We start from the raw sequence: 18,786 nt of genomic DNA, 5'->3' as shown, positions 1-18,786 counted from the left end.
AGCAACCCTTCCCTCAGGCGGGGGACACGAACCCCGACTCGTACGCGGTGATCACCGCCTGTGTCCGGTCCCGCGCCCCCAGCTTCCCCAGGATCGCGCTGACGTGGGACTTGACCGTCTCCGTGCCGATGATCAGCTCTGCGGCGATTTCCACGTTCGTGAGCCCCCGCGCCATCAGCCGCAGGACCGCCTCCTCCCGCTCGGTCAGGGCGGCCCGCTCCAGCACCGCCCGGGCCTGCCGGTTCCCGTACTCCGCCGCCAGCGCCCGCACGGCCGCCGGGAAGAGCAGCGTCTCGCCCTCCGCCACCAGCCGGACCGCGTGCACGATTTCCGAAGGCCGGGCCCGCTTCAGCAGGAAGCCGTCGGCTCCCGCCCGCAGCGCCTGGTAGACGTACTCGTCGTTCTCGAACGTGGTCACCACGAGGATCTTCGGCGGGGAATCCACCGTTCGCAGCACCGCACGGGTGGCCTCGATCCCGTCGAGGAGCGGCATCCGCACGTCCATCGCGACCACGTCCGGCCGCAATTGGCGGACGAGCGGGATCACGGAGGCGCCGTCGGCCGCCTCACCCACCACTTCGATGTCGGGCTGGGCGTCCAGGACGGCGCGCAGACCCGCGCGCACCAGGGGTTCGTCGTCGACGAGCAGTACGGTAACCGGCATCCGGTCAGCGTATTCGCTCCAGCGGCAGCCGGGCGCGCACCCTCCAACCCCCTTCGTACAGACCGGTTTCGGCCTTCCCGCCCAGCAGCGCGGCCCGCTCCCGGATCCCGCGCAGCCCGCTGCCGCTGCCCAGCATGACGCCGGGGCGTTCCGGCAGCGGGTTCGTCACCTCCAGGTCGAGGCGGCCGGCGGCCATCTCCACCCGCACGCGCACCGGCACAGGTCCGCAATGCCGCAGCACGTTGGTCAGCGCCTCCTGCAGGATCCGGTACCCCTCCCGGGTGACCGGACCCGGCAGATTCGCCAGCTCTCCCGTCAGTTGCGCGTCCACGGCGGAGCCGGAGGCCCGTGCGGACTCCAGGAGCCGGTCGGCCTCCACCAGCGTCGGCCACTGCGACGGCGGCTGCCCCGACTCCCGCAGCACCCCCAGCACCCGTTCCAGATCCTCCAGAGCGGCCCGGCCCGTCTCCTCGATCGCGCACAGTGCCCGCTCCGTGAAGGCGGCGTCACCCGCGGCGCGCGCCGCCCCCGCCTGCACCACGGCCACGGTGAGGGCATGCCCGATGGAGTCGTGCAGTTCCCGCGCGATGCGGGTGCGCTCCAGCAGCTGCTCGGTGCGTGCCTCCAGCGCGGTCAGTCGCTCGGCCGTGGACGGGCTGAGCAGGCGGGTGGCGGCCGCGGTGATCAACTCGCCGAGCAGTGACACGATGACGATGAGCAGGACCAGCGGTACGGGCACGAGCAGCGCGGCGGCCCAGCGCCCGGGCACGAACGGCAGGAAGTCGTTGCCCACAGGATGCCCGAGCGCGATCGCGACGAGTTCCACCGCGATCGTCGGCAGCCAGACGGTGGCGCCGACCGCACCGACCGCGACGACCATCCGCGTCTCCAGCCACAGCACGGTCCGCCAGCGGTCCCCCCAGCGGGCCGACGGAGCCAGGCTTATCGCGCTGTCGGCGGAGTCCCGGTCGTACGGCGTGAGCAGGAACTGCGCCTGGAGCCCCTCGGCCAGCCGCACCCAGGGCACCAGCCCGAAGGGCAGGACGAGCAGCATGGGCCCCCACGGCCACTCGGGGACGATGAACATCCATATGGCCAGCAGCAGCAGAGGCACGCACAGGTGCAACCAGCGTGAGTAGGTCACTGGTTGGAAGGGAGCCCGCAGCAGTCGGTACATGACTCCATGGTCTCAGCGGCCCGCTCACGGCCGTCTCCCCCACGTGGGGGAGACGGCACCCTCGCATGGGGGAGGGAGGGGGGTGGGGCCGGCGGCGAGTCTTGAGCCATGAACAGCATCGAGATCCGAGAACTCACCAAGCAGTACGGCACCCACCGTGCGGTGGACGGCCTCACCTTCGATGTCCTGCCCGGGCGGGTCACCGGATTCCTCGGCCCCAACGGCGCGGGGAAGTCCACCACGATGCGCCTGCTCCTGGGCCTGGACCGGCCCACGTCCGGAAGCGCCACCATCGGAGGCCGGCACTATCTGGACCTCCAGGACCCCCTGCACCGCGTCGGCGCCCTCCTGGACGCCCAGGCGGCCCACGGCGGGCGCACCGCCCTTGACCACCTCCGCTTGCTCGCCGCGGCCGGCCGGATCCCGCCGAGCCGGGTGGTTCAGGTCCTGGAGCAGGCCGGCATAGCCTCCGTCGCCAAGCGGCGGATCAAGTCCTTCTCACTCGGCATGCGTCAGCGCCTCGGTATCGCCGCCGCGCTGCTGGGCGACCCCGGAGTGCTCCTGCTGGACGAGCCCACCAACGGCCTCGACCCCGAGGGCATCATCTGGATCCGCGAGCTGATGCGCTCTCTCGCCGCCGAAGGACGAGCCGTCCTGGTGTCCAGCCACCTGATGTCGGAGACCTCGGCGCTGGCCGACCACTTGGTCGTCCTCGGCAACGGCAAGCTGCTGGCCGACACCTCGATGGAGGAGTTCATCGACGCGCGCAGCACCCCGAAGGTACGACTGCGGACCTCCGATCCGATCCGGCTGCGGGCCACCCTGGCCCGGGACGGCCTGGCGCTGGAGACCGAGGGCGACGGGCGATGGACCGTCGAGGGCGTACAGGCCGAGCAGCTCGGCGCTCTGGCCGCCCGCGAGGGGATCCCGCTGCTGGAACTCTCCGACGAGCGGGCCTCGCTGGAACAGGCCTACCTGGACCTCACCGCCGACCACGCGCAGTTCACCGCAACCCACTGACCGTCTTGTCCGCTCTCGCACCTTCAGGAGGCTCCGCCATGAGCGCCGCTCTGCTCACAACCCCCGTACTGCACTCGGAATGGATCAAGATCCGGTCTCTCCGGGGCACCTTCTGGTCGCTGATATCCATCCTCGTCGCCACCGTGGGCATCCAGACGCTGACGGCCGCGGCGCTGGGCCAGGCCGAGGAGGGCAGCATGGGGGACGATCCGCTCCTGGCCGCTTTCTACGGACTCAACTTCGGTCAGATAGCGGCCATTGCCTTCGGCGCGACCGCCTTCTCCGCCGAATTCCACGACGGAGCCCTGCGCACCAGTCTCACCGCTGTGCCCGACCGCACGCGGTTCTACCTGTCGAAGATCTCGATGCTGGGCGCACTCGCCCTGGGCGTCGGCCAGCTCGCCGGGCTGCTGACCTTCGTGGTGGGCCAGGCGTTCATGGGGCGAGGGGCACTCGAGCTGGGTGACCCCGGCACCCTGCGGGCCGTCGTCGGCTGCGGCCTCTACCTGACGCTCATGACGCTGTTCGCGGCCGGGCTGACGGCGGTGCTGCGCAGCGGGGTGGCCGTCCTGAGCATCCTCATACCCTTCGTCGTGATGGTGTCCTTCATCGTCGGCTCGGCGGCGAGCGGGGTGGGACAGTTCATGCCGGACCGGGCCGGGCAGGCGATGATGCGCAGTCAGCACTACGGCGACCTCGGCCCTTGGGCCGGGCTGGGTGTGCTCGCGCTCTGGGCGGCAGCGGCGGTGCTGGGCGGGTGGCTGGCGGTGCGGCGCCGGGACGCGTGACGTCGGGCCAGTTGTCAGTGGCCCTCGGGATACTGACGGCATGACCACGGCAGAGCACCTCGAGACGATCGACCGGCTCCGGGCGAAGGACTTCCCGCCCGAGCCGGTCCGGACCGGAGGAAACAGCAGCGGCCCGGCTTTCCACCTGGTCCAGCTCGCCCGGACGCGGGACTTCTGGGACGACGACGGTTCCGGCCGGATCGAGTCGGCGGACCAGATCGGTGCCGAGTACGGAGCGCTCGCCCAGGCAGCGACCGACCGGTGGGGGGAGGCGCAGGTCTTCGGTCTGGGAACGCTGATGGACCGCGGGCTCGCCGGCGAGGAGATACCGCAGCCGTGGGGCGAGATGGGCAACAGCACCGACCACGTGCACCTGTGGCGGGTCGGCGCCCACTGGCTGGTGGTCTACGTGGCGCAGTGGGACTGCGACGACCCGTACCGACTGATGGCGGGGGTCACGGTCGTCGACCCGCCCTGAGTCGTTGCCTCGCGGCGAGAACCTGGCACCCCCGACACCTCCAGCTCGTTCCGCTGCTCGAAGCCGTTCCGTCGGGATCGGCATCCGCCGCTGGGTCGTGGAGCGCGCATTCGCCCACCTGCACCGGTCCCGATGCCTTGAGGATCTAGTGGGAGACCCGCGACGGTATGCACGGCGCTTTCCTCGAGCTCGCCAGCTGCACCATCTACCGGCGGCGCCGGACGAACTCGTGCCTCAGCCGTCGCTGCTCAAGCTGAAGCCGCGGTCCTGAATCCGCATCAGGTAGCGACATCCCTGCGGTGCCCGGTCAGCCGCGAGGCGAGGTGATGAGCCCATTCCGTCAGGAGCTCTGAGCCTCGTCGGCTTCGGCGGTCGTGCGCAGGCGGGCGTATTCCTGGGCCATCGACTCGGCGGTCCAGTGGGCATTGAGACCGCTCGGGTTGGGGAGGGCTCAGATGCGGGTGGAGCCGATCGTCCGCTCCTGGGGTCCGATCTTCGCCTTCCGCTCGCCGAAGGCGGTGCGGTAGGCCGTGACGCCGACCACCGCGAGCCACTGGGGGCGCAGCAGTTCCACCTTGGCCGTCAGGATGCGGCCGCCCTCGCGGAACTCCTCGGCGCTCAGCTCGTCGGCGCGGGCCGTCGCCCTGGCCACGACGTTGGTGATGCCGAGGCGGTAGGTCAGCAGCTCTTCCTGCTCGGCGGGGGCCAGCCGGCGGGGGGTGAAACCCGAGAGGTGCACAGTTATCTGCACCATCTTTGCTCGTTGTTCTCGGTGACGGTCCCTGAGATCAACGAGGAGAGCGAAGTGGATCTACGATATGAGCTGATGGAGGGGCGGGCGGAGCTTCCCCGCGTCGGGGCGGTGATCCCGGCGCGGGGCATCCATCCTCCGTACATCGTCGTCAATGGGTACGACGACGAGATCGCGCCGGTCACCGCGTATCTGCGTGACCTGGCCCTGAACGACAGCAGCCCACTGACGGTCCGCAGCTACGGGTACGGGCTGCTGCGCTGGTTCCGGCTGCTGTGGCTGCTCGGCGTGGTCTGGGAGAAGGCGACCGAAGCGGAATGTGCAGTGCTGACCGGGTGGTTGCGGTCGGCGGCGAATCCCCAGCGGCAGCGCAAGTCGGCCGGAGCCGCTGCTCCGGGATCGGTGAACCTGCGCACTGGTAAGCCGGTCCTGCGAGCCGGGTACGCGCCACGGACGATCAACCACGCCCTGTCGGTCGTGAGCGGGTTCTACGAGTTCCATGCCCACCAGGGCAACGGCCCGGTCACCAATCCCGTCCCCGTCTCACCGCAGCGGCGTCGGGCCCTGGCTCACCGCAGCCCGCTGGAGCCCAGGCCGGTGCTCGGCCGGACCCGGCTACGGCAGAAGGTCGCCGACCGGCCGCCCAGGTCGATCCCTGATCAACTTTGGGACGAGTTGTTCGAGCGCATGGGCTGCGAGCGCGACCGTGCACTGCTGGAGTTCTACGTCTCCAGCGGGGCCCGTGCCGAGGAACTGCTCGGCGTCGGCATCGGCGACCTCGACTGGGCTGGTCAGAAGATCTACGTGATTTCCAAGGGCACTCGGGAGCGTCAGCCGGTCCCGGCTTCGCCGCAGGCGTTCGTGCGCCTGGCCCGCTACTTCGACGAGATCGGCACGCCGTCGCCGGACGAGCCGCTGTGGCGAACCCGCCGCGGCGCGGACCGGCCGATGACCTACTGGGCGATGCGCCGGGTCATCCAGCGTGCGAATGAGGTCCTGGGCACCAACTGGACGCTGCACGATCTGCGGCACACAGCCGCCAACCGCATGGCCAACGGTGGCAAGCTCACCCTGCCTGAGGTCCAGGCCGTCTTGCGACACGCCAACATCCAGACCACCAGCCGCTACCTGGCGGTTCGCGTCGAGGAGATCTTCGACAAGCTCACCGAGCACTACAACGCTCCGCGGGTCGAACGCAGCTACCCCACCGGCTACGACGCCGATGACATTGCGGCGGTGTTCGGTGCCTGAGACACAGCTCCGTACCACCGGCCTCAGCCGTCGCCACGGCCCGGTCGCCGAGGGTCTCCAGTTCCCCAGCCGATTCGTCGGTGGCCCCATCACGCCCGGCCCTGCCGTCGCGGCTACCCTGCCCCGGCCGCATGGAGAGTTCGCCACTGCCTCCGTCTCGCTCCTTTCGCAGGTGGCCGGCTCCTCCGTAATCTGGCCCGACACGCCCCGCGGAACCAGCCTGAACTGGAAGAACTCCACCCGCGTGCTGTTGGAGTACCTCCTCGACTTCTGCGGGGAGACGTGGCAGCAGCGATGGGACGCCAGCCCACTCGGCCAAGGAGAGATGGCCGCTGACGAAGTGGGAACGCGCCGGACCACGGGCATCGGCGTCATCGCCGGGATCCGGGCTCTCTACTGCCTGCGCGTCGTCCAGCCGACCCCGCTCGCCTTCCGGCGGAACCCGCTGCCCAACTACGGGGCGATGTTCATCGCCGCTCAGGAAGATCAGCTCCTGAACGAGTACGCCGAACAGGTGCGCACCCACCAGTTTCGCCAGGTGCACCGCCGCGACGCCATCAACGAGTTGTGCATGCTGTTGACCGTCCAGGGCGTCGCCCTCAGCGACGTCACCCCCGCCGCGTTGCTGCACTTCACACACGAGAATCGGAAGGCTCGCTGCATCTTGCAACCGGGCAGCCAGGCGTCCAACCGGCTGATCGGCCGTGGCGTCTGGAACGTCCTGCACGCAATGGGGCACTTCCCGCCGTCCACGCCCGAGTCGATGCGGGCCGCCCTGCTACGCGGGCAGCGCAGCATCGAGGAACTTGTCGACCAGTACGAGATCTCCAACCAATCCGTGCGCGGTCTGCTCATCGAATACTTCACCCGACGCAAGGCCGACACTGACTACTCCACCCTCAAGGACCTCGTCTGCAAGCTCACCCGCCACTTCTGGAAGAACATCGAGACGATCAACCCGGATCAGGCAGACCTGCGGATCTCGCCCGAGGACTACACGACCTGGCGCCAGATGATCACCGTTAAGGACGACGGCAAGCCCCGCGCCGGCCAGGACAGCATCGTCATTGCGCTGCGCAGCTTCTACTACGACCTGCACACCTGGGCCGCCCAGGAACCCGAACGCTGGGCCGCCTGGGTCGCCCCCTGTCCCGTCCCACCCGCCGAACTGCGTGGCCTGGGAGCGCGGCGCCGGCGCATCAACGAACGCTCTGCCGACCGCACCCGGCAGCGCCAGCCGCTGCTGCCGTTCCTGGTCAACCACGTCGAAACCCGCTACGACCGCGCCCGCCTGTTGTTGGGGCGGGCCGACAAGGTCGCCGAAGGCGAGGCGTTCATCCACGAGGGCATCGAGTATCGGCGCATCCGCACCGAGGCCGACCGTAAACTCCTCCGCCACGGCGACGAGGTTCCCACCCGTGTCCAAGAAGTCGCCAGCGGCCGGATCGTCCACATCGGCACTGATGAGGAAGCTGCCTTCTGGGAGTGGGCCACCGTCGAGACCCTGCGTCACTCAGGCGTTCGCATCGAAGAACTCTGCGAGCTGACCCATCTGAGCATTCGCCAATACCAGCGGGCGAACGGTGAGGTCATCGCGCTGCTGGTCATCGCTCCCTCGAAGACCGACCGCGAACGGGTCATCCCGATGTCGGCCGAGCTCTTCCACGTCATCGCCTCAGTCGTCCGACGCCATGCTCGCAGTGGCCGCACGATTCCGCTGGTCAGCCGGTTCGACTACCACGACAAGGTGTGGAGTGCTCCGATGCCGTTCCTGTTCCAGCGGCAGAACGGCACCACCCCGATGGTCTTCAGCAGCGCGACCTTCCAGGTCATGCTGGGCAGACTGTGTGAGCAGCTTGCTGAGACGCACCACGAGTTCCGCGGGCTGAAGTTCACCCCGCACGACTTCCGCAGGATCTTCGCGACGGAGCTCGTCAACAGCGGCCTGCCGATCCACATCGGCGCCGCCCTGCTGGGTCACCTCAACATCCAGACCACCCGTGGATACGTAGCCGTCTTCGACGAGGACGTCGTCCGGCACTATCAAGAACATCTGCAGCACCGCCGAGAGATCCGACCTGACGACGAGTACCGTGACGCGACGAACGATGAGTGGTCAGAGTTCGAAGAGCATTTTGACCGCCGCAGGGTCGAACTCGGCTCCTGTGGGAGGCCCTACGGCACTCCATGCCAGCACGAACATGCTTGCATTCGCTGTCCGGTGCTGCAAATCAACCCGAAGATGCTTACTCGCCTCGAAGAACTCGAAGAGGACCTCTTGGCCCGCCTAGGCCGGGCGAAGCACGAGAACTGGCTTGGTGAGGTCGAAGGAATCAATCTCACGCTTACCTTCCTCCGTTCAAAGCGCGATGAGACGCGAAAGCGAACGCGGCGCCCAGTCGTGGACCTAGGGATCCCCGTGCCGAGAAGGGTTGACGAAGGCCAGTGAGCTATGCGCGGTTGATGATCGTTCGAATCTCGTTTTGGAGGAACTTGACTTTCGGTGCTCACCCGTTGAGGGAAACCAGATAGTTGACGCTATCCGAGGTCTGTGAATTGCGTAGGTCGTGGACCTTGGATCCCTGCTTTCGCTCGCAATTGCAGGAGCGATCAACTGATGCCAGCAACACCCAGGTCTCCTGGCGGTAGTAGTGAAGGGTATGCCAGAAGGTCGAGAAGCTGGGTGAACGTCATAGTGATCTGCCAGGTTGTGAGCTGCTGGTCGCTGATCACGTTGACGCAGGCCTGGATCGCTTGCGGATGGCCTGTGGCAGCCCGTGCACCATCGATATCCAGAGGGATCGACGGTTCAACGATAGGCAAAATAGTGTCTTCGACTTGAATGTGTTGGACAGGGTGACGTTCCAGTGCACTGAGGAAGCGCTGGAGGGGTGGCTCTGACGGAACTCCATCTGGGAGGCGGTCGCGAAGATATTGGGCGAGGTTAGACTCGCTTTGAACGCTGAAACTGAGGGAAGGTAGATCGGGAATTAGCCCCGACAGGTATTGGGAGGACAAAACTGCGGCTGCCGCGCGTTCATTTGCTTTCAGCCCTTGGGTGGTCGTGGCGAGAAGGCGGCGAGCCCATGAATTTCCTGCGCCTTGGGCTCGGGCCAAGAAGGCGAGGACTCCAAGCGCTGTCAGGAGCCGGGCATCGCGGGCGCTCAGCGCGTCTCTGATCGCGTATTCAACCCTTATACGAGCTTGCTCATGACGTTCCGCAGCCGAAGCCAGAGTGCGCGCAGTGTGCAGGAGGAGATCGCTTCGAGGAGGGCGGCCGACGAGCGTGGCTGCATATTCCACCAGTAGATTGTGAAATCGGGGATGATGACGCGTGAAATCATCGTCCAACAGGTCTAGTGCCAGCTGTGCGCCTGGGGTCAAGATCAGTGTCACAGTATCCCGGGAATCAATGGAACGCAATGCGTTGATCAAGTCGCTACGCAGATGAGGGCGATGGGTGAATATTCCTGCGGCAGCCAACATCCAGGTGTTACGCCATGAGTAGCTGGGAGCGAGAGATTCGAGTCGGGGAAGGATGTCGGCTTCGGGGCCGGAGATCAGTGCCCGCGCGGCCATGTACTCTTGAAGGCTGCGCACTTCGAAACCAATGAAACCTGCATTTGGAGCCACAAGCAGAACAAGCCGGTCGGTAGCTGCTTCTAGCAGACTGCCGGCCAGGGATTCGGCCTCCTCCTGATCCTCGGTCTCCTCATGCAGTCGCTGCCGGATGTGCTCACGTAGTTCATCAACCTCGATCACCGCATCCAGCTCCTCTGACCGGGCGGCGCGTGTCTGTAGGAGTAGCCCCACATGTTGGTGAAGCCAGTCGATTTGGAGCCGATGATCGGCAAGGAGCTGTCCGGTCACACCAGGCTTATCGACTTCGCGGGCATAGATGGTGTCGTAGTAAGCGTCGAATAGCTCGTAGCGGTTTTGAGGAAGCCGGGTGCGCCGCTCCACGAGCAAAGACATGATGGTCACTTGCAGCGGTGAGCGCATGAGGCGGGTGGTGCCCTCCTCGGAGATAGCTGTTCTCACCCGTTCCAGGACCGTTTCGCGCATCTCAGGGTCATCATGGTGGCGCGCAGCAGAGAGACGCTCGGCGTAGTGCAGCGCGTCATCATCCGGCATGGGGGTCAAGGTGAGGGTCTCGTAATCGCCAGTGTGAAACTCGCCTTTATAGCCCTGCGGGCGCGTCGTGGCAACGACAAGTAGATCTGCATCAATCTGCCGGGCCTCAAGAAGGAAATCTGATATTCGAGACATCACTTCTTCCCGCGTCTGATGGGAGACGACTTCATCGAGCCCATCCAAGACCAGTAGACAGGGCCATGTCCGCAACCAACGCTTGATGTGGATGCTGGTAACTGGTACGGAACTGCGGTGGCCGACCCGATCAGCTAGAAAGCGTAGGAGGCTAATGTCTTCGCCGCCAAGGATGGCATTGGCATACTGGTTAAGGGCGATGCGAATGGGCCAGCGGCGCCCCTTTGGTGGTTGGAGGCCGATCGCCGTGAAATCGCGGCGGAGGGAATGTAGCGCTGCACGGGCCTCGGCCGTAAGGAGGTGCTCACCTTCTTTGTCGAGAAGGGCGACTCGATAGGCTTGGCAAATTAGCTGTCCAAGGGTGCTTTTCCCCTGCCCAGGTCCACCGATCAAAACGACGTTCCGTGGTTCCGTCGACGTGCATCGCGACGGACGTAGAACCGTGTCACCGCGTTCGAGGACGTATGCGGCAACACGGGTAGCGTAGGAGCCCGGTTCGTTTTGGTAGATCGGTGCCCGTTCGACCTGAGGACGAGTTTTCCGCTGAGCAAAGTTGGCTCGCAGGTCGACTGCTACTGGCCCAAGTCGGGTCTTTTGGTCTTCTGTCCGAGCTCCAGCCTGGCCAAGGCGTACCCACTGATCAGACAGGAGCTCCCTGCCGGCGTGAGCGCGGATCAGTTCCGCGGTCTCGGCGTCGGCGTCGCTCACAGTGGTGAGCAGACGTGAGAGCACGTCTCCGGGAGTGATGAAGTGAGCGAAGGCCCGGCGGACCCCATCGTGAATGTCCAGGAAGCGGCATATCTCATCTCCGTGCCAGACAGCCCAACCCTTCAGAGCAACTCTTGGGTTTTGAGCGTAGGAGGAGATGAGGCGGTCCACACGAGCGATCCCACCGGTCTCAGGTACAGGAGAGAGGGGTACGTTGGTCGTGAACAGCAAGTATTCGGGTATCTGTCCGCGCTTGGAGTCAGGGTGCAGCCAGGCTTTGAACTCCGCCTCAATCTGCCGCTCAAGCCATTCGGTTCCAGAACTAACGCCCTGGGAGCGTAGTTTGAACTTGGCCTGTATCACCCCGTAGCCATCCCAGGGCTGCTGTTCGTTGGGGTAGGGGACCGCACCGGTGAACGCAGCCTCCCGACCACCGTCCTTGCCGTCTCCGAAGACTGCAACACCCGGGCCGAGTACGCACTTGGCGAGTGCCTGAGACAGATGCTCGAATTCCCGCCACCCCAGACGCGTCAGGTCGTAGTCCATCGGGTCATCGTGGCATAGGGCACCAGTCGTTAACCCTCTGACGTAGATACTGCTTTGCGGCCTCGCATCCACCTCGGACGCTGTGCGAGTGGCGCTGCTGGAGTGGTTGCGTGTAGTGCTTGGCGCCACGGCTCTGGCGATTGTCGATGTTGTCGCCTACCAGCCTGCTGCTTCAGCGAGTATGAGCAGCACGATGTGGGTGTAGGTCATCACCACCCCACAGGCTGGCTTCTGACACGATCGAGTGAAGTGCAGAGAAGCAGGACGGGCCAGAACCGGTTGCCGGGGCGGGCGAAATGGTGACCCGTCGCGGCGGAGAGGAGTCCGGGGTTGATCCCGCAGAAGAGCACACGCAGACCGCCCGTGACCACGTCCGGAAGGACGCGGTCACGGGCGGCGTTCAGCTCGTCGGGAGTCAGAGGATCGACCCCGGCGCGTACCCGGCGGCCTCCGGGTGCTGCTTGGCGATCGCCTCGATGCGGGAGACCACCACCGCGACCTGGTCGCCGGCGGCGCCGGTGAAGGACAGCTTGTCGGCCATCAGGGCGTCGAGCTGGGCCCGGTCCAGCGGCATCCGGTCATCGGCGGCCAGCTTGTCCAGCAGCTCGTTGCGCTCGGCGCCCTGCTCGCGCATGGCGAGTGCGGAGGCGACCGCGTGCTCCTTGATGACCTCGTGGGCGGCCTCGCGGCCCACGCCGGCCCGCACCGCGCCCATCAGGACCTTGGTGGTCGCGAGGAACGGCAGGTAGCGGTCCAGCTCACGGGCGACGACCGCCGGGAAGGCGCCGAACTCGTCGAGGACCGTCAGGAAGGTCTCCAGCAGGCCGTCGAAGGCGAAGAAGGCGTCCGGCAGAGCCACGCGGCGGACCACGGAGCAGGAGACGTCACCCTCGTTCCACTGGTCGCCGGCCAGCTCGCCGGTCATCGAGGCGTAGCCGCGCAGGATGACCATGAGGCCGTTCACGCGCTCGCAGGAGCGGGTGTTCATCTTGTGCGGCATGGCGGAGGAGCCGACCTGGCCGGGCTTGAAGCCCTCCGTCACCAGCTCGTGGCCCGCCATCAGGCGGATCGTCTTGGCGATCGACGACGGGGCGGCGGCCAGCTGCACCAGCGCGGTGACCACGTCGTAGTCGAGCGAGCGCGGGTAGACCTGGCCGACGGAGGTGAAGGCCTGCGCGAAGCCGAGGTGCGCGGCGATGCGCTGCTCCAGGTCGGCCAGCTTGGCGGCGTCGCCACCGAGCAGGTCGAGCATGTCCTGGGCGGTGCCGACGGGGCCCTTGATGCCGCGCAGCGGGTAGCGGCCCAGCAGGTCCTCGAGGCGGTCGTAGGCCACGAGCAGCTCGTCGGCCGCGGTGGCGAAGCGCTTGCCCAGGGTGGTCGCCTGCGCGGCCACGTTGTGCGAGCGGCCGGCCATGACCAGCTCGGCGTGCTCGCCGGCCAGCTTGCCGAGGCGGGCGAGGACGGCGACCGTGCGGTCCCGGGCGAGCTCCAGCGAGAGCCGGATCTGCAGCTGCTCGACGTTCTCGGTCAGGTCGCGGGAGGTCATGCCCTTGTGGACGTGCTCGTGACCGGCGAGGGCGTTGAACTCCTCGATGCGGGCCTTCACGTCGTGCCGGGTGACCTTCTCGCGCTCGGCGATGGAGGCCAGGTCGACGGTCTCGAGGACGCGCTCGTAGTCGGCGAGGGCCGCGTCGGGGACCTCGATACCGAGGTCCTTCTGGGCGCGCAGCACGGCGAGCCACAGCCGCCGCTCCAGCGTCACCTTGTATTCGGGGGACCACAGGACGGCGAGCTCCGCGGAGGCGTAGCGGCCGGCCAGGACATTGGGGATGCGGGGCTTGGCAGTCACGTGGAGGGATTCTACTTGGGCCACCGCTGTGTGTTTACGCAGGTAGGGCCACCACATTGAATTGTGGCTTGCTACGAGGAGGGGCCGGCCCGTCCGGCAGGACGGTGCCAGGACACCCCTAGAGCGACGGGTCCCCGTACGGCAGCAGCTCGGGGCGCTTGGCCGGACGGCCGTCGCCGGAGGAGCGGCCCGTCAGGCGGCGGCCGATCCAGGGGAGCAGGTGCTGCCGGGCGAAGCTCAGGTCCTGGGACCGGCGTACGGTCCAGCCGGGAGGAGCGGCGACCGGCAGTTCGGTGCGCCAGTCCAGCTCGGCGGGCAGGCCCAGGGCCTGCCAGACGGCCTCCGCCACCCGCTGGTGGCCCTCGGCGGTCAGGTGCAGCCGGTCGACGTCCCACATCCGCTGGTCGGCGAGCACGGAAGCCCCGTACAGGTCCACCACCACGGCGCCGTGCCGGGCGGCGAGCTCCTCGATGATGACGAAGAGCTCCTCCATGCGCGGCCGGAAGCGTTCCATCACCGGCCCGTTGCGCCCGGGGGAGCGCATCAGGACGAGGCGCTTGCAGGAGGGGGCGAGGAGCTCCACGGCCGATTCCAGGTGCTCGCGGACCCGGCCCATGTCCACCTTGGGTCGCAGGGCGTCGTTCAGCCCGCCCACCAGGGTCGCCACGTCGGCGCCCATGGCCGCCGCAACAGGGACCTGGTCCTCGGCGATCTGGCCGATCAGCTTCCCGCGGACCGCGAGGTTCGCGTAGCGGAAGCCCGGCTCCCGTGCCGCGAGGCGGGCGGCCAGCAGGTCGGCCCAGCCGCGGTAGGAGCCGTCCGGAAGCAGGTCGGACATTCCCTCGGTGAAGGAGTCGCCGACCGCGACGAAACTGGTGTAAGAGGCATTCATCTCCATGGCGGAGTGATGTTACCGCGCGGTACCCCGGCCCCGCAGGGCCGGGGACCGCATGTCACGTCCCGCCGGAGGGCGCGGGGGCGCGGAGTGCACGGATCGCACGGTTCACATGGCCGCGGGCCTGCCGAACAGCTCCCGCAGCACGTCCTCCATCGTCACCAGGCCGGTCATGGCGCCCTCCGCCCCGAGGACCGCCGCCAGGTGCGTACGGCTGCGCCGCATGGCGGTCAGCACGTCGTCCAGCGGGGTCTCCGCGCGCACCTGCGCGATCGGCCGCAGCGCCGACACCGGGAACGGCCGGTCCCGGGCCTCGTCGTCCGCGTCCAGGGTGTCCTTCACGTGCAGGTAGCCCAGGATCTTGTGCTGCGCGTCGACCACCGGGAACCGGGAGTACCCCGAGTCGGCCGACAGCCGCTCCAGCCCGGCCGGGGTGATGCCCTCCCGGGCCGTGACCACCCGGTCCGCCGAAAGCACCACGTCGGTCACGGGCCGCCGGCCCAGCTCCAGGGCGTCGTGCAGACGCTCGCTCGCCCGGTCGTCGAGGAGCCCCGCATCACTGGAGTCCTTGACCATCCGGGCCAGCTCGTCGTCCGAGAAGGTCGCGGCGACCTCGTCCTTGACCTCGACGCGCAGCAGACGCAGCAGGGCGTTGGCGAAGGCGTTGATCGCGAAGATCACCGGGCGCAGCCCCCGTGTGAGGGTCACCAGCGGCGGCCCCAGCAGCAGAGCGGTGCGCACGGGCTCGGCCAGCGCCACGTTCTTCGGCACCATCTCGCCGAAGAGCATGTGCAGGTACGTCGCCAGCGCCAGCGCCACCACGAAGGAGATCGCGTGGGTCACCCCGGCCGGTACCCCGACGAGGTCGAACAACGGCGTCAGCAGATGCGCGATGGCCGGCTCGGCCACCACGCCCAGCACCAGGGTGCACAGCGTGATGCCCAGCTGGGCCGCCGCCATCAGCGCCGACACGTGCTCCAGGCCCCACAGGACGGCGCGGCCGCGCCGGTCGCCCTGCTCGGCATACGGCTCGATCTGGCTGCGCCGGACCGAGATCAGCGCGAACTCCGCACCGACGAAGAAGGCGTTGACGACCAGGGTCGCCAGGCCGATCAACAGCTGGATGACCGTCATCGGGCCTCCTCCGTTCCCTGAACGGGCTCGGCCGGGGCGTGCAGCAGCACGCGCGAGGCCCGGCGCCCGACGGCGTCCACCACGTCGAGGCGCCAGCCGTCCAGTTCCATGCGGTCGCCGACCTCCGGGATCCGGCCCAGTTCGGTCGCTATCAGGCCGGCCAGGGTCTCGTACGGACCGTCCGGCACGCGCAGGCCGATCCGCCGGAGCTGGTCGGTACGCGCCGAGCCGTCGGCGGAGTAGAGCAGGCGTCCGGACTCGTCCGTACCGGCCGGGGCGAGGTCCGGGGTCTCGTGCGGGTCGTGCTCGTCGCGGACCTCGCCGACGACCTCCTCGACGATGTCCTCCAGCGTGGCCACTCCGGCCGTGCCGCCGTACTCGTCGATGACCACGGCCATCGTCTGCTTGCCGGACAGCCGGTCCAGCAGCCGGTCGACGGTGAGCGACTCCGGTACGAGGAGGGGCTCGCGCAGCAGCTGCGACACGGGCCGGCGGCGGCGCTCGGCGGCCGGCAGGGCCAGTACGTCCTTGATGTGGACGGTGCCGACGACGGTGTCGAGGCTGCCCCGGTAGACCGGGAAGCGGGACAGGCCGGTGGCCAGCGTCGCGTTCGCCACGTCCTCGGCGGTGGTCTGCACGTCGAGTGCGGTGACCTGGACGCGCGGGGTCATCACGTTCTCCGCGGTCAGGTCGGCGAGGTTCAGGGTCCGGACGAACAGCTCGGCCGTGTCCTTCTCCAGCGCGCCCGCCTTCGCGGAGTGACGCGCGAGGGCGACCAGCTCCTGCGGGGTGCGGGCGGACGCCAGCTCCTCGGCGGGTTCCATGCCGAAGCGGCGCACCATGTGGTTCGCGGTGGTGTTGAGGTGGCTGATCAGCGGCTTGAAGGCCCGGCTGAAGACCCGCTGCGCGGTCGCCACGCGCTTGGCGATCGCCAGCGGTGAGGAGATCGCCCAGTTCTTGGGCACGAGCTCGCCGACCACCATCAGGACGATCGTCGACAGAACGGTGCCGAGGATCAGGGCTGCGGAGGACGCCGTGGCGGCCGACAGGCCCATGGCCTCGAAGGGGCCCTGCAGCAGGGCGGAGATCGACGGCTTGGAGATCATGCCGATGACCAGGCCGGTGACGGTGATGCCGAGCTGGGCTCCGGAGAGCTGGAACGTCAGCGTGCGGACGGCGGCCAGGGCGCTGTCGGCGCCGCGCTCGCCGCGCTCGACGGCTCGTTCGAGTTCGCTGCGCTCGACGGTCGTCAGCGAGAACTCAGCCGCGACGAAGACTCCACAGACGAGACAGAGCAGCAGCGCCACGAGGAGCAGGAGCACTTCGGTCATCGGTCGATCACCTCCGTCCCATGATCGGCCAGGAGGAGGGGGACCGCGCGATGTCGCGAACGGGTATGTCGTGGACTGGGAGGCTCGCCCATGGGCGGACGCTCACACCTTTCACTCAAGAGGGACCTTTCACCACATGGTAAAGGACGAGCAAAGAGAGCGGATCATTCTTTCGGCGGAGCGCGGCCCGGATGATGGGATCCGGACATGACTGATCTTCATATCGGCCCCGCGTCGGCCGCCGACCTCGGCGCTGTCCTGGACTTCTGGAAGTCCGCCGCGGAGGGAACGAGTATCAGCGACGATCTCGCCGGGGTCGAGCGTCTCCACGAACGCGACCCGCAGGCGCTGCTGCTCGCCCGGCGCGAGGGGGAACTCGTCGGGACGGTGATCGCCGGGTTCGACGGGTGGCGCTGTCACCTCTACAGGCTCGCCGTGCACCCCGGGCACCGGAGGCAGGGGATCGGGGCCGCCCTGCTGGCCGCCGCCGAGGAGCGGTTCGCGGCGCTGGGCGGGCGGCGCGCGGACGCGATGGTGCTGGACCGCAACGAGCGGGCGCACCGGGTGTGGGACGCGACGGGCTACCGGCCGCAGGAGCAGTGGACGCGCTGGGTCAAGCCGCTGGGCTGAGCGCGCGCCGTCGGAATCCTGCCGGGCTCGGAGCCCGGCAGGATCGATCGGCAGGATCGATCGGCAGGATCGATCGGCAGAAGCGATCGGCACAAGCGATGCGGTCGGCCTGCTCTTCGGGGCGCCGACGGCCACGGCCGCGGGACACCCGGAGCGGGCCGGGGCACTGTGCGACGGTGTACGCCGCCTCGCCACGGCGGGAGGGGCCGCCGGCCGACCGGGCTGTCGGACCTGGTCCGTCCCCCGGCGCCGGAGCCGTCCGCGGGTGCCGAAGCGCCCGATCCGGTGCTGGCCTCGCTCACCGCGCGGGAACGCGAGGTCGCGGCCCCGGTGAGCGCGGGCCCGACCACACCGGCCATCGCGGCCCGGCTCTGGATCAGCCCGCGCACGGTCGAATCCCACCTGGGCCGCATCCACCGGAAGACCGGTGTCACCGCACGGGCCGCGCCGGCGGTGCTCCGGAGCCGCTCCACCCGACGATGCGTGACCCGCCGCGGGTCCCGTCGCCGGGCCGCGGCGGGACCCGCGCCTCACACTCCGACGGGGCCCGGGTGTGGGGCGGGCGGGACGAAGGCCGCCGGGCGCCAGGCGGACAGGAAGGAATCCGCCGACCAGGTGCCCGACAGGGCCGGGGCCAGCCAGGACGCGGCCGATGCGCGGAAACGCTCCGGCGCGAGGTTCCCCGAGCCCTCCGGGACCGCGCCCAGCAGCGGCAGCCCCGAGGAGTCCGGGAGGTCCGCCAGATTGCAGCGGGCCGCCAGGTCCGGGCTCTGCGGCCAGCTGCCCACCACCACGCCCAGCGCGGTCAGTTCACGGGCCCGCAGAGCCTCCGCCGTGAGCGTCGTGGAGTTGAGCGTGCCCAGGCCCGCCGGGGCGACGATCAGCGTCGGCGCCCCGAGCAGGCGGGCCGCGTCGGCCAGCGTGTTGCCCGCCTCGTCGAAGCGGACGAGCAGTCCGCCCGCTCCCTCCACCAGGACCAGGTCATGGTCCTGCGACAGCCGGTCCGCGGCCTCCGCGATCTGCGCCGGGGCGAGCGTCGCCAGCCCCGAGCGGCGGGCCGCCGTGTCCGGGGCCAGGGGCTCCGGGTAGCGGGCCAGTTCCACCGCCGTGACGGAGGGACCGGCCAGCCGGACCGCCTCCGCCGCGTCCCCCGGCTCCTGCGGGCCGACCCCCGTCTGCGCGGGCTTGAGCACCGCCACCGAGCGGCCGGCCGCCACCGCGGCGGCCGCGATCGCCGACGTGACCACCGTCTTGCCGATCTCGGTGCCCGTCCCGGACACCATCACTACGGACAT

Annotated in this window: 14 protein-coding genes and 3 pseudogenes; 7 read left to right on the top strand and 10 right to left on the bottom strand. The window is 68.5% G+C overall.

Features of this window, described 5'->3' with window-relative positions; all coding sequences use genetic code 11:
- Window positions 1-13 precede the first annotated feature (13 nt).
- Both OG444_RS07225 and OG444_RS07220 read right to left on the bottom strand, forming a co-directional pair.
- Complete coding sequence (locus OG444_RS07225) at window positions 14-664, bottom strand: response regulator transcription factor (protein WP_327261352.1); 651 nt, start codon at window positions 662-664, stop codon at window positions 14-16.
- A 4-nt stretch (window positions 665-668) separates the two neighbouring features.
- The gene (locus tag OG444_RS07220) at window positions 669-1,841 is read right to left on the bottom strand and encodes a sensor histidine kinase (RefSeq protein WP_327261351.1); all 1,173 of its coding nucleotides are present in this window, start codon (window positions 1,839-1,841) and stop codon (window positions 669-671) included.
- A gap of 108 nt (window positions 1,842-1,949) precedes the next feature.
- On the opposite strand from OG444_RS07220, the gene OG444_RS07215 reads away from it, so the two are divergent.
- The 3 genes from OG444_RS07215 to OG444_RS07205 are packed head-to-tail and all read left to right on the top strand — an operon-like array spanning window position 1,950 to window position 4,127.
- On the top strand, window positions 1,950-2,861 hold the full coding sequence (locus tag OG444_RS07215; RefSeq protein ID WP_327261350.1) for an ABC transporter ATP-binding protein: 912 nt from the start codon (window positions 1,950-1,952) through the stop codon (window positions 2,859-2,861).
- A 38-nt stretch (window positions 2,862-2,899) separates the two neighbouring features.
- Window positions 2,900-3,649: an ABC transporter permease subunit gene (locus tag OG444_RS07210; RefSeq protein WP_327261349.1), complete on the top strand. Its 750-nt coding sequence runs from the start codon at window positions 2,900-2,902 to the stop codon at window positions 3,647-3,649.
- Between the two features lie 40 nt (window positions 3,650-3,689).
- Window positions 3,690-4,127: a hypothetical protein gene (locus OG444_RS07205; RefSeq protein ID WP_327261348.1), complete on the top strand. Its 438-nt coding sequence runs from the start codon at window positions 3,690-3,692 to the stop codon at window positions 4,125-4,127.
- 340 nt (window positions 4,128-4,467) lie between these two features.
- Here OG444_RS07205 and OG444_RS07200 read toward each other — a convergent pair.
- Window positions 4,468-4,866: pseudogene (locus OG444_RS07200) on the bottom strand (mismatch-specific DNA-glycosylase); the annotation flags it as partial.
- A gap of 66 nt (window positions 4,867-4,932) precedes the next feature.
- Between OG444_RS07200 and OG444_RS07195 the strand changes: the two are divergent.
- Window positions 4,933-6,129, top strand: coding sequence for a tyrosine-type recombinase/integrase (locus tag OG444_RS07195; protein WP_327266685.1), 1,197 nt, complete (start codon window positions 4,933-4,935; stop codon window positions 6,127-6,129).
- Window positions 6,101-8,578 carry a tyrosine-type recombinase/integrase gene (locus OG444_RS07190; protein WP_442810466.1) on the top strand — a complete coding sequence of 826 codons (2,478 nt, stop codon included), beginning with the start codon at window positions 6,101-6,103 and terminating at the stop codon, window positions 8,576-8,578. Before OG444_RS07195 ends, OG444_RS07190 begins: the two co-directional genes overlap by 29 nt.
- A 161-nt stretch (window positions 8,579-8,739) precedes the next feature.
- Here the strand turns inward: OG444_RS07190 and OG444_RS07185 are convergent, their stop codons facing one another.
- The 6 genes and pseudogenes from OG444_RS07185 to OG444_RS07160 all read right to left on the bottom strand — a co-directional run bounded on the left by OG444_RS07185 (window position 8,740) and on the right by OG444_RS07160 (window position 16,861).
- Window positions 8,740-11,652 carry an NACHT domain-containing protein gene (locus tag OG444_RS07185; protein ID WP_327261346.1) on the bottom strand — a complete coding sequence of 971 codons (2,913 nt, stop codon included), beginning with the start codon at window positions 11,650-11,652 and terminating at the stop codon, window positions 8,740-8,742.
- A 260-nt stretch (window positions 11,653-11,912) separates the two neighbouring features.
- A pseudogene (locus OG444_RS07180) lies at window positions 11,913-12,071 on the bottom strand (uracil-DNA glycosylase family protein); the annotation flags it as partial.
- On the bottom strand, window positions 12,068-13,501 hold the full coding sequence (purB, locus tag OG444_RS07175) for an adenylosuccinate lyase (protein ID WP_327261345.1): 1,434 nt from the start codon (window positions 13,499-13,501) through the stop codon (window positions 12,068-12,070). The pseudogene OG444_RS07180 and the gene purB, both read right to left, overlap by 4 nt.
- A 118-nt stretch (window positions 13,502-13,619) precedes the next feature.
- Window positions 13,620-14,399, bottom strand: coding sequence for an SGNH/GDSL hydrolase family protein (locus OG444_RS07170; RefSeq protein ID WP_327261344.1), 780 nt, complete (start codon window positions 14,397-14,399; stop codon window positions 13,620-13,622).
- A 105-nt stretch (window positions 14,400-14,504) separates the two neighbouring features.
- Complete coding sequence (locus OG444_RS07165) at window positions 14,505-15,530, bottom strand: hemolysin family protein (protein WP_327261343.1); 1,026 nt, start codon at window positions 15,528-15,530, stop codon at window positions 14,505-14,507.
- Entirely contained in the window at window positions 15,527-16,861 is a 1,335-nt protein-coding gene (locus OG444_RS07160) for a hemolysin family protein (RefSeq protein ID WP_327261342.1), read from the bottom strand. The genes OG444_RS07165 and OG444_RS07160 overlap by 4 nt, the downstream gene beginning before the upstream one ends.
- A gap of 207 nt (window positions 16,862-17,068) precedes the next feature.
- Between OG444_RS07160 and OG444_RS07155 the strand changes: the two genes are divergently transcribed.
- Both OG444_RS07155 and OG444_RS07150 read left to right on the top strand, forming a co-directional pair.
- Window positions 17,069-17,491 carry a GNAT family N-acetyltransferase gene (locus OG444_RS07155; RefSeq protein WP_327261341.1) on the top strand — a complete coding sequence of 141 codons (423 nt, stop codon included), beginning with the start codon at window positions 17,069-17,071 and terminating at the stop codon, window positions 17,489-17,491.
- Window positions 17,492-17,659: 168 nt separating this feature from the next.
- Window positions 17,660-17,926 (top strand): annotated as a pseudogene (locus tag OG444_RS07150) (helix-turn-helix domain-containing protein); the annotation flags it as partial.
- 95 nt (window positions 17,927-18,021) lie between these two features.
- On the opposite strand, the gene bioD reads toward OG444_RS07150, so the two are convergent.
- On the bottom strand, window positions 18,022-18,786 hold the full coding sequence (gene bioD, locus OG444_RS07145; protein WP_327261340.1) for a dethiobiotin synthase: 765 nt from the start codon (window positions 18,784-18,786) through the stop codon (window positions 18,022-18,024).

It is taken from the genome of Streptomyces sp. NBC_01232, from assembly GCF_035989885.1.
Lineage (GTDB): Bacteria > Actinomycetota > Actinomycetes > Streptomycetales > Streptomycetaceae > Streptomyces.
The sequence above is the reverse complement of the archived record's forward strand: the minus strand, read 5'-3'. Positions and strand labels throughout refer to the sequence as shown.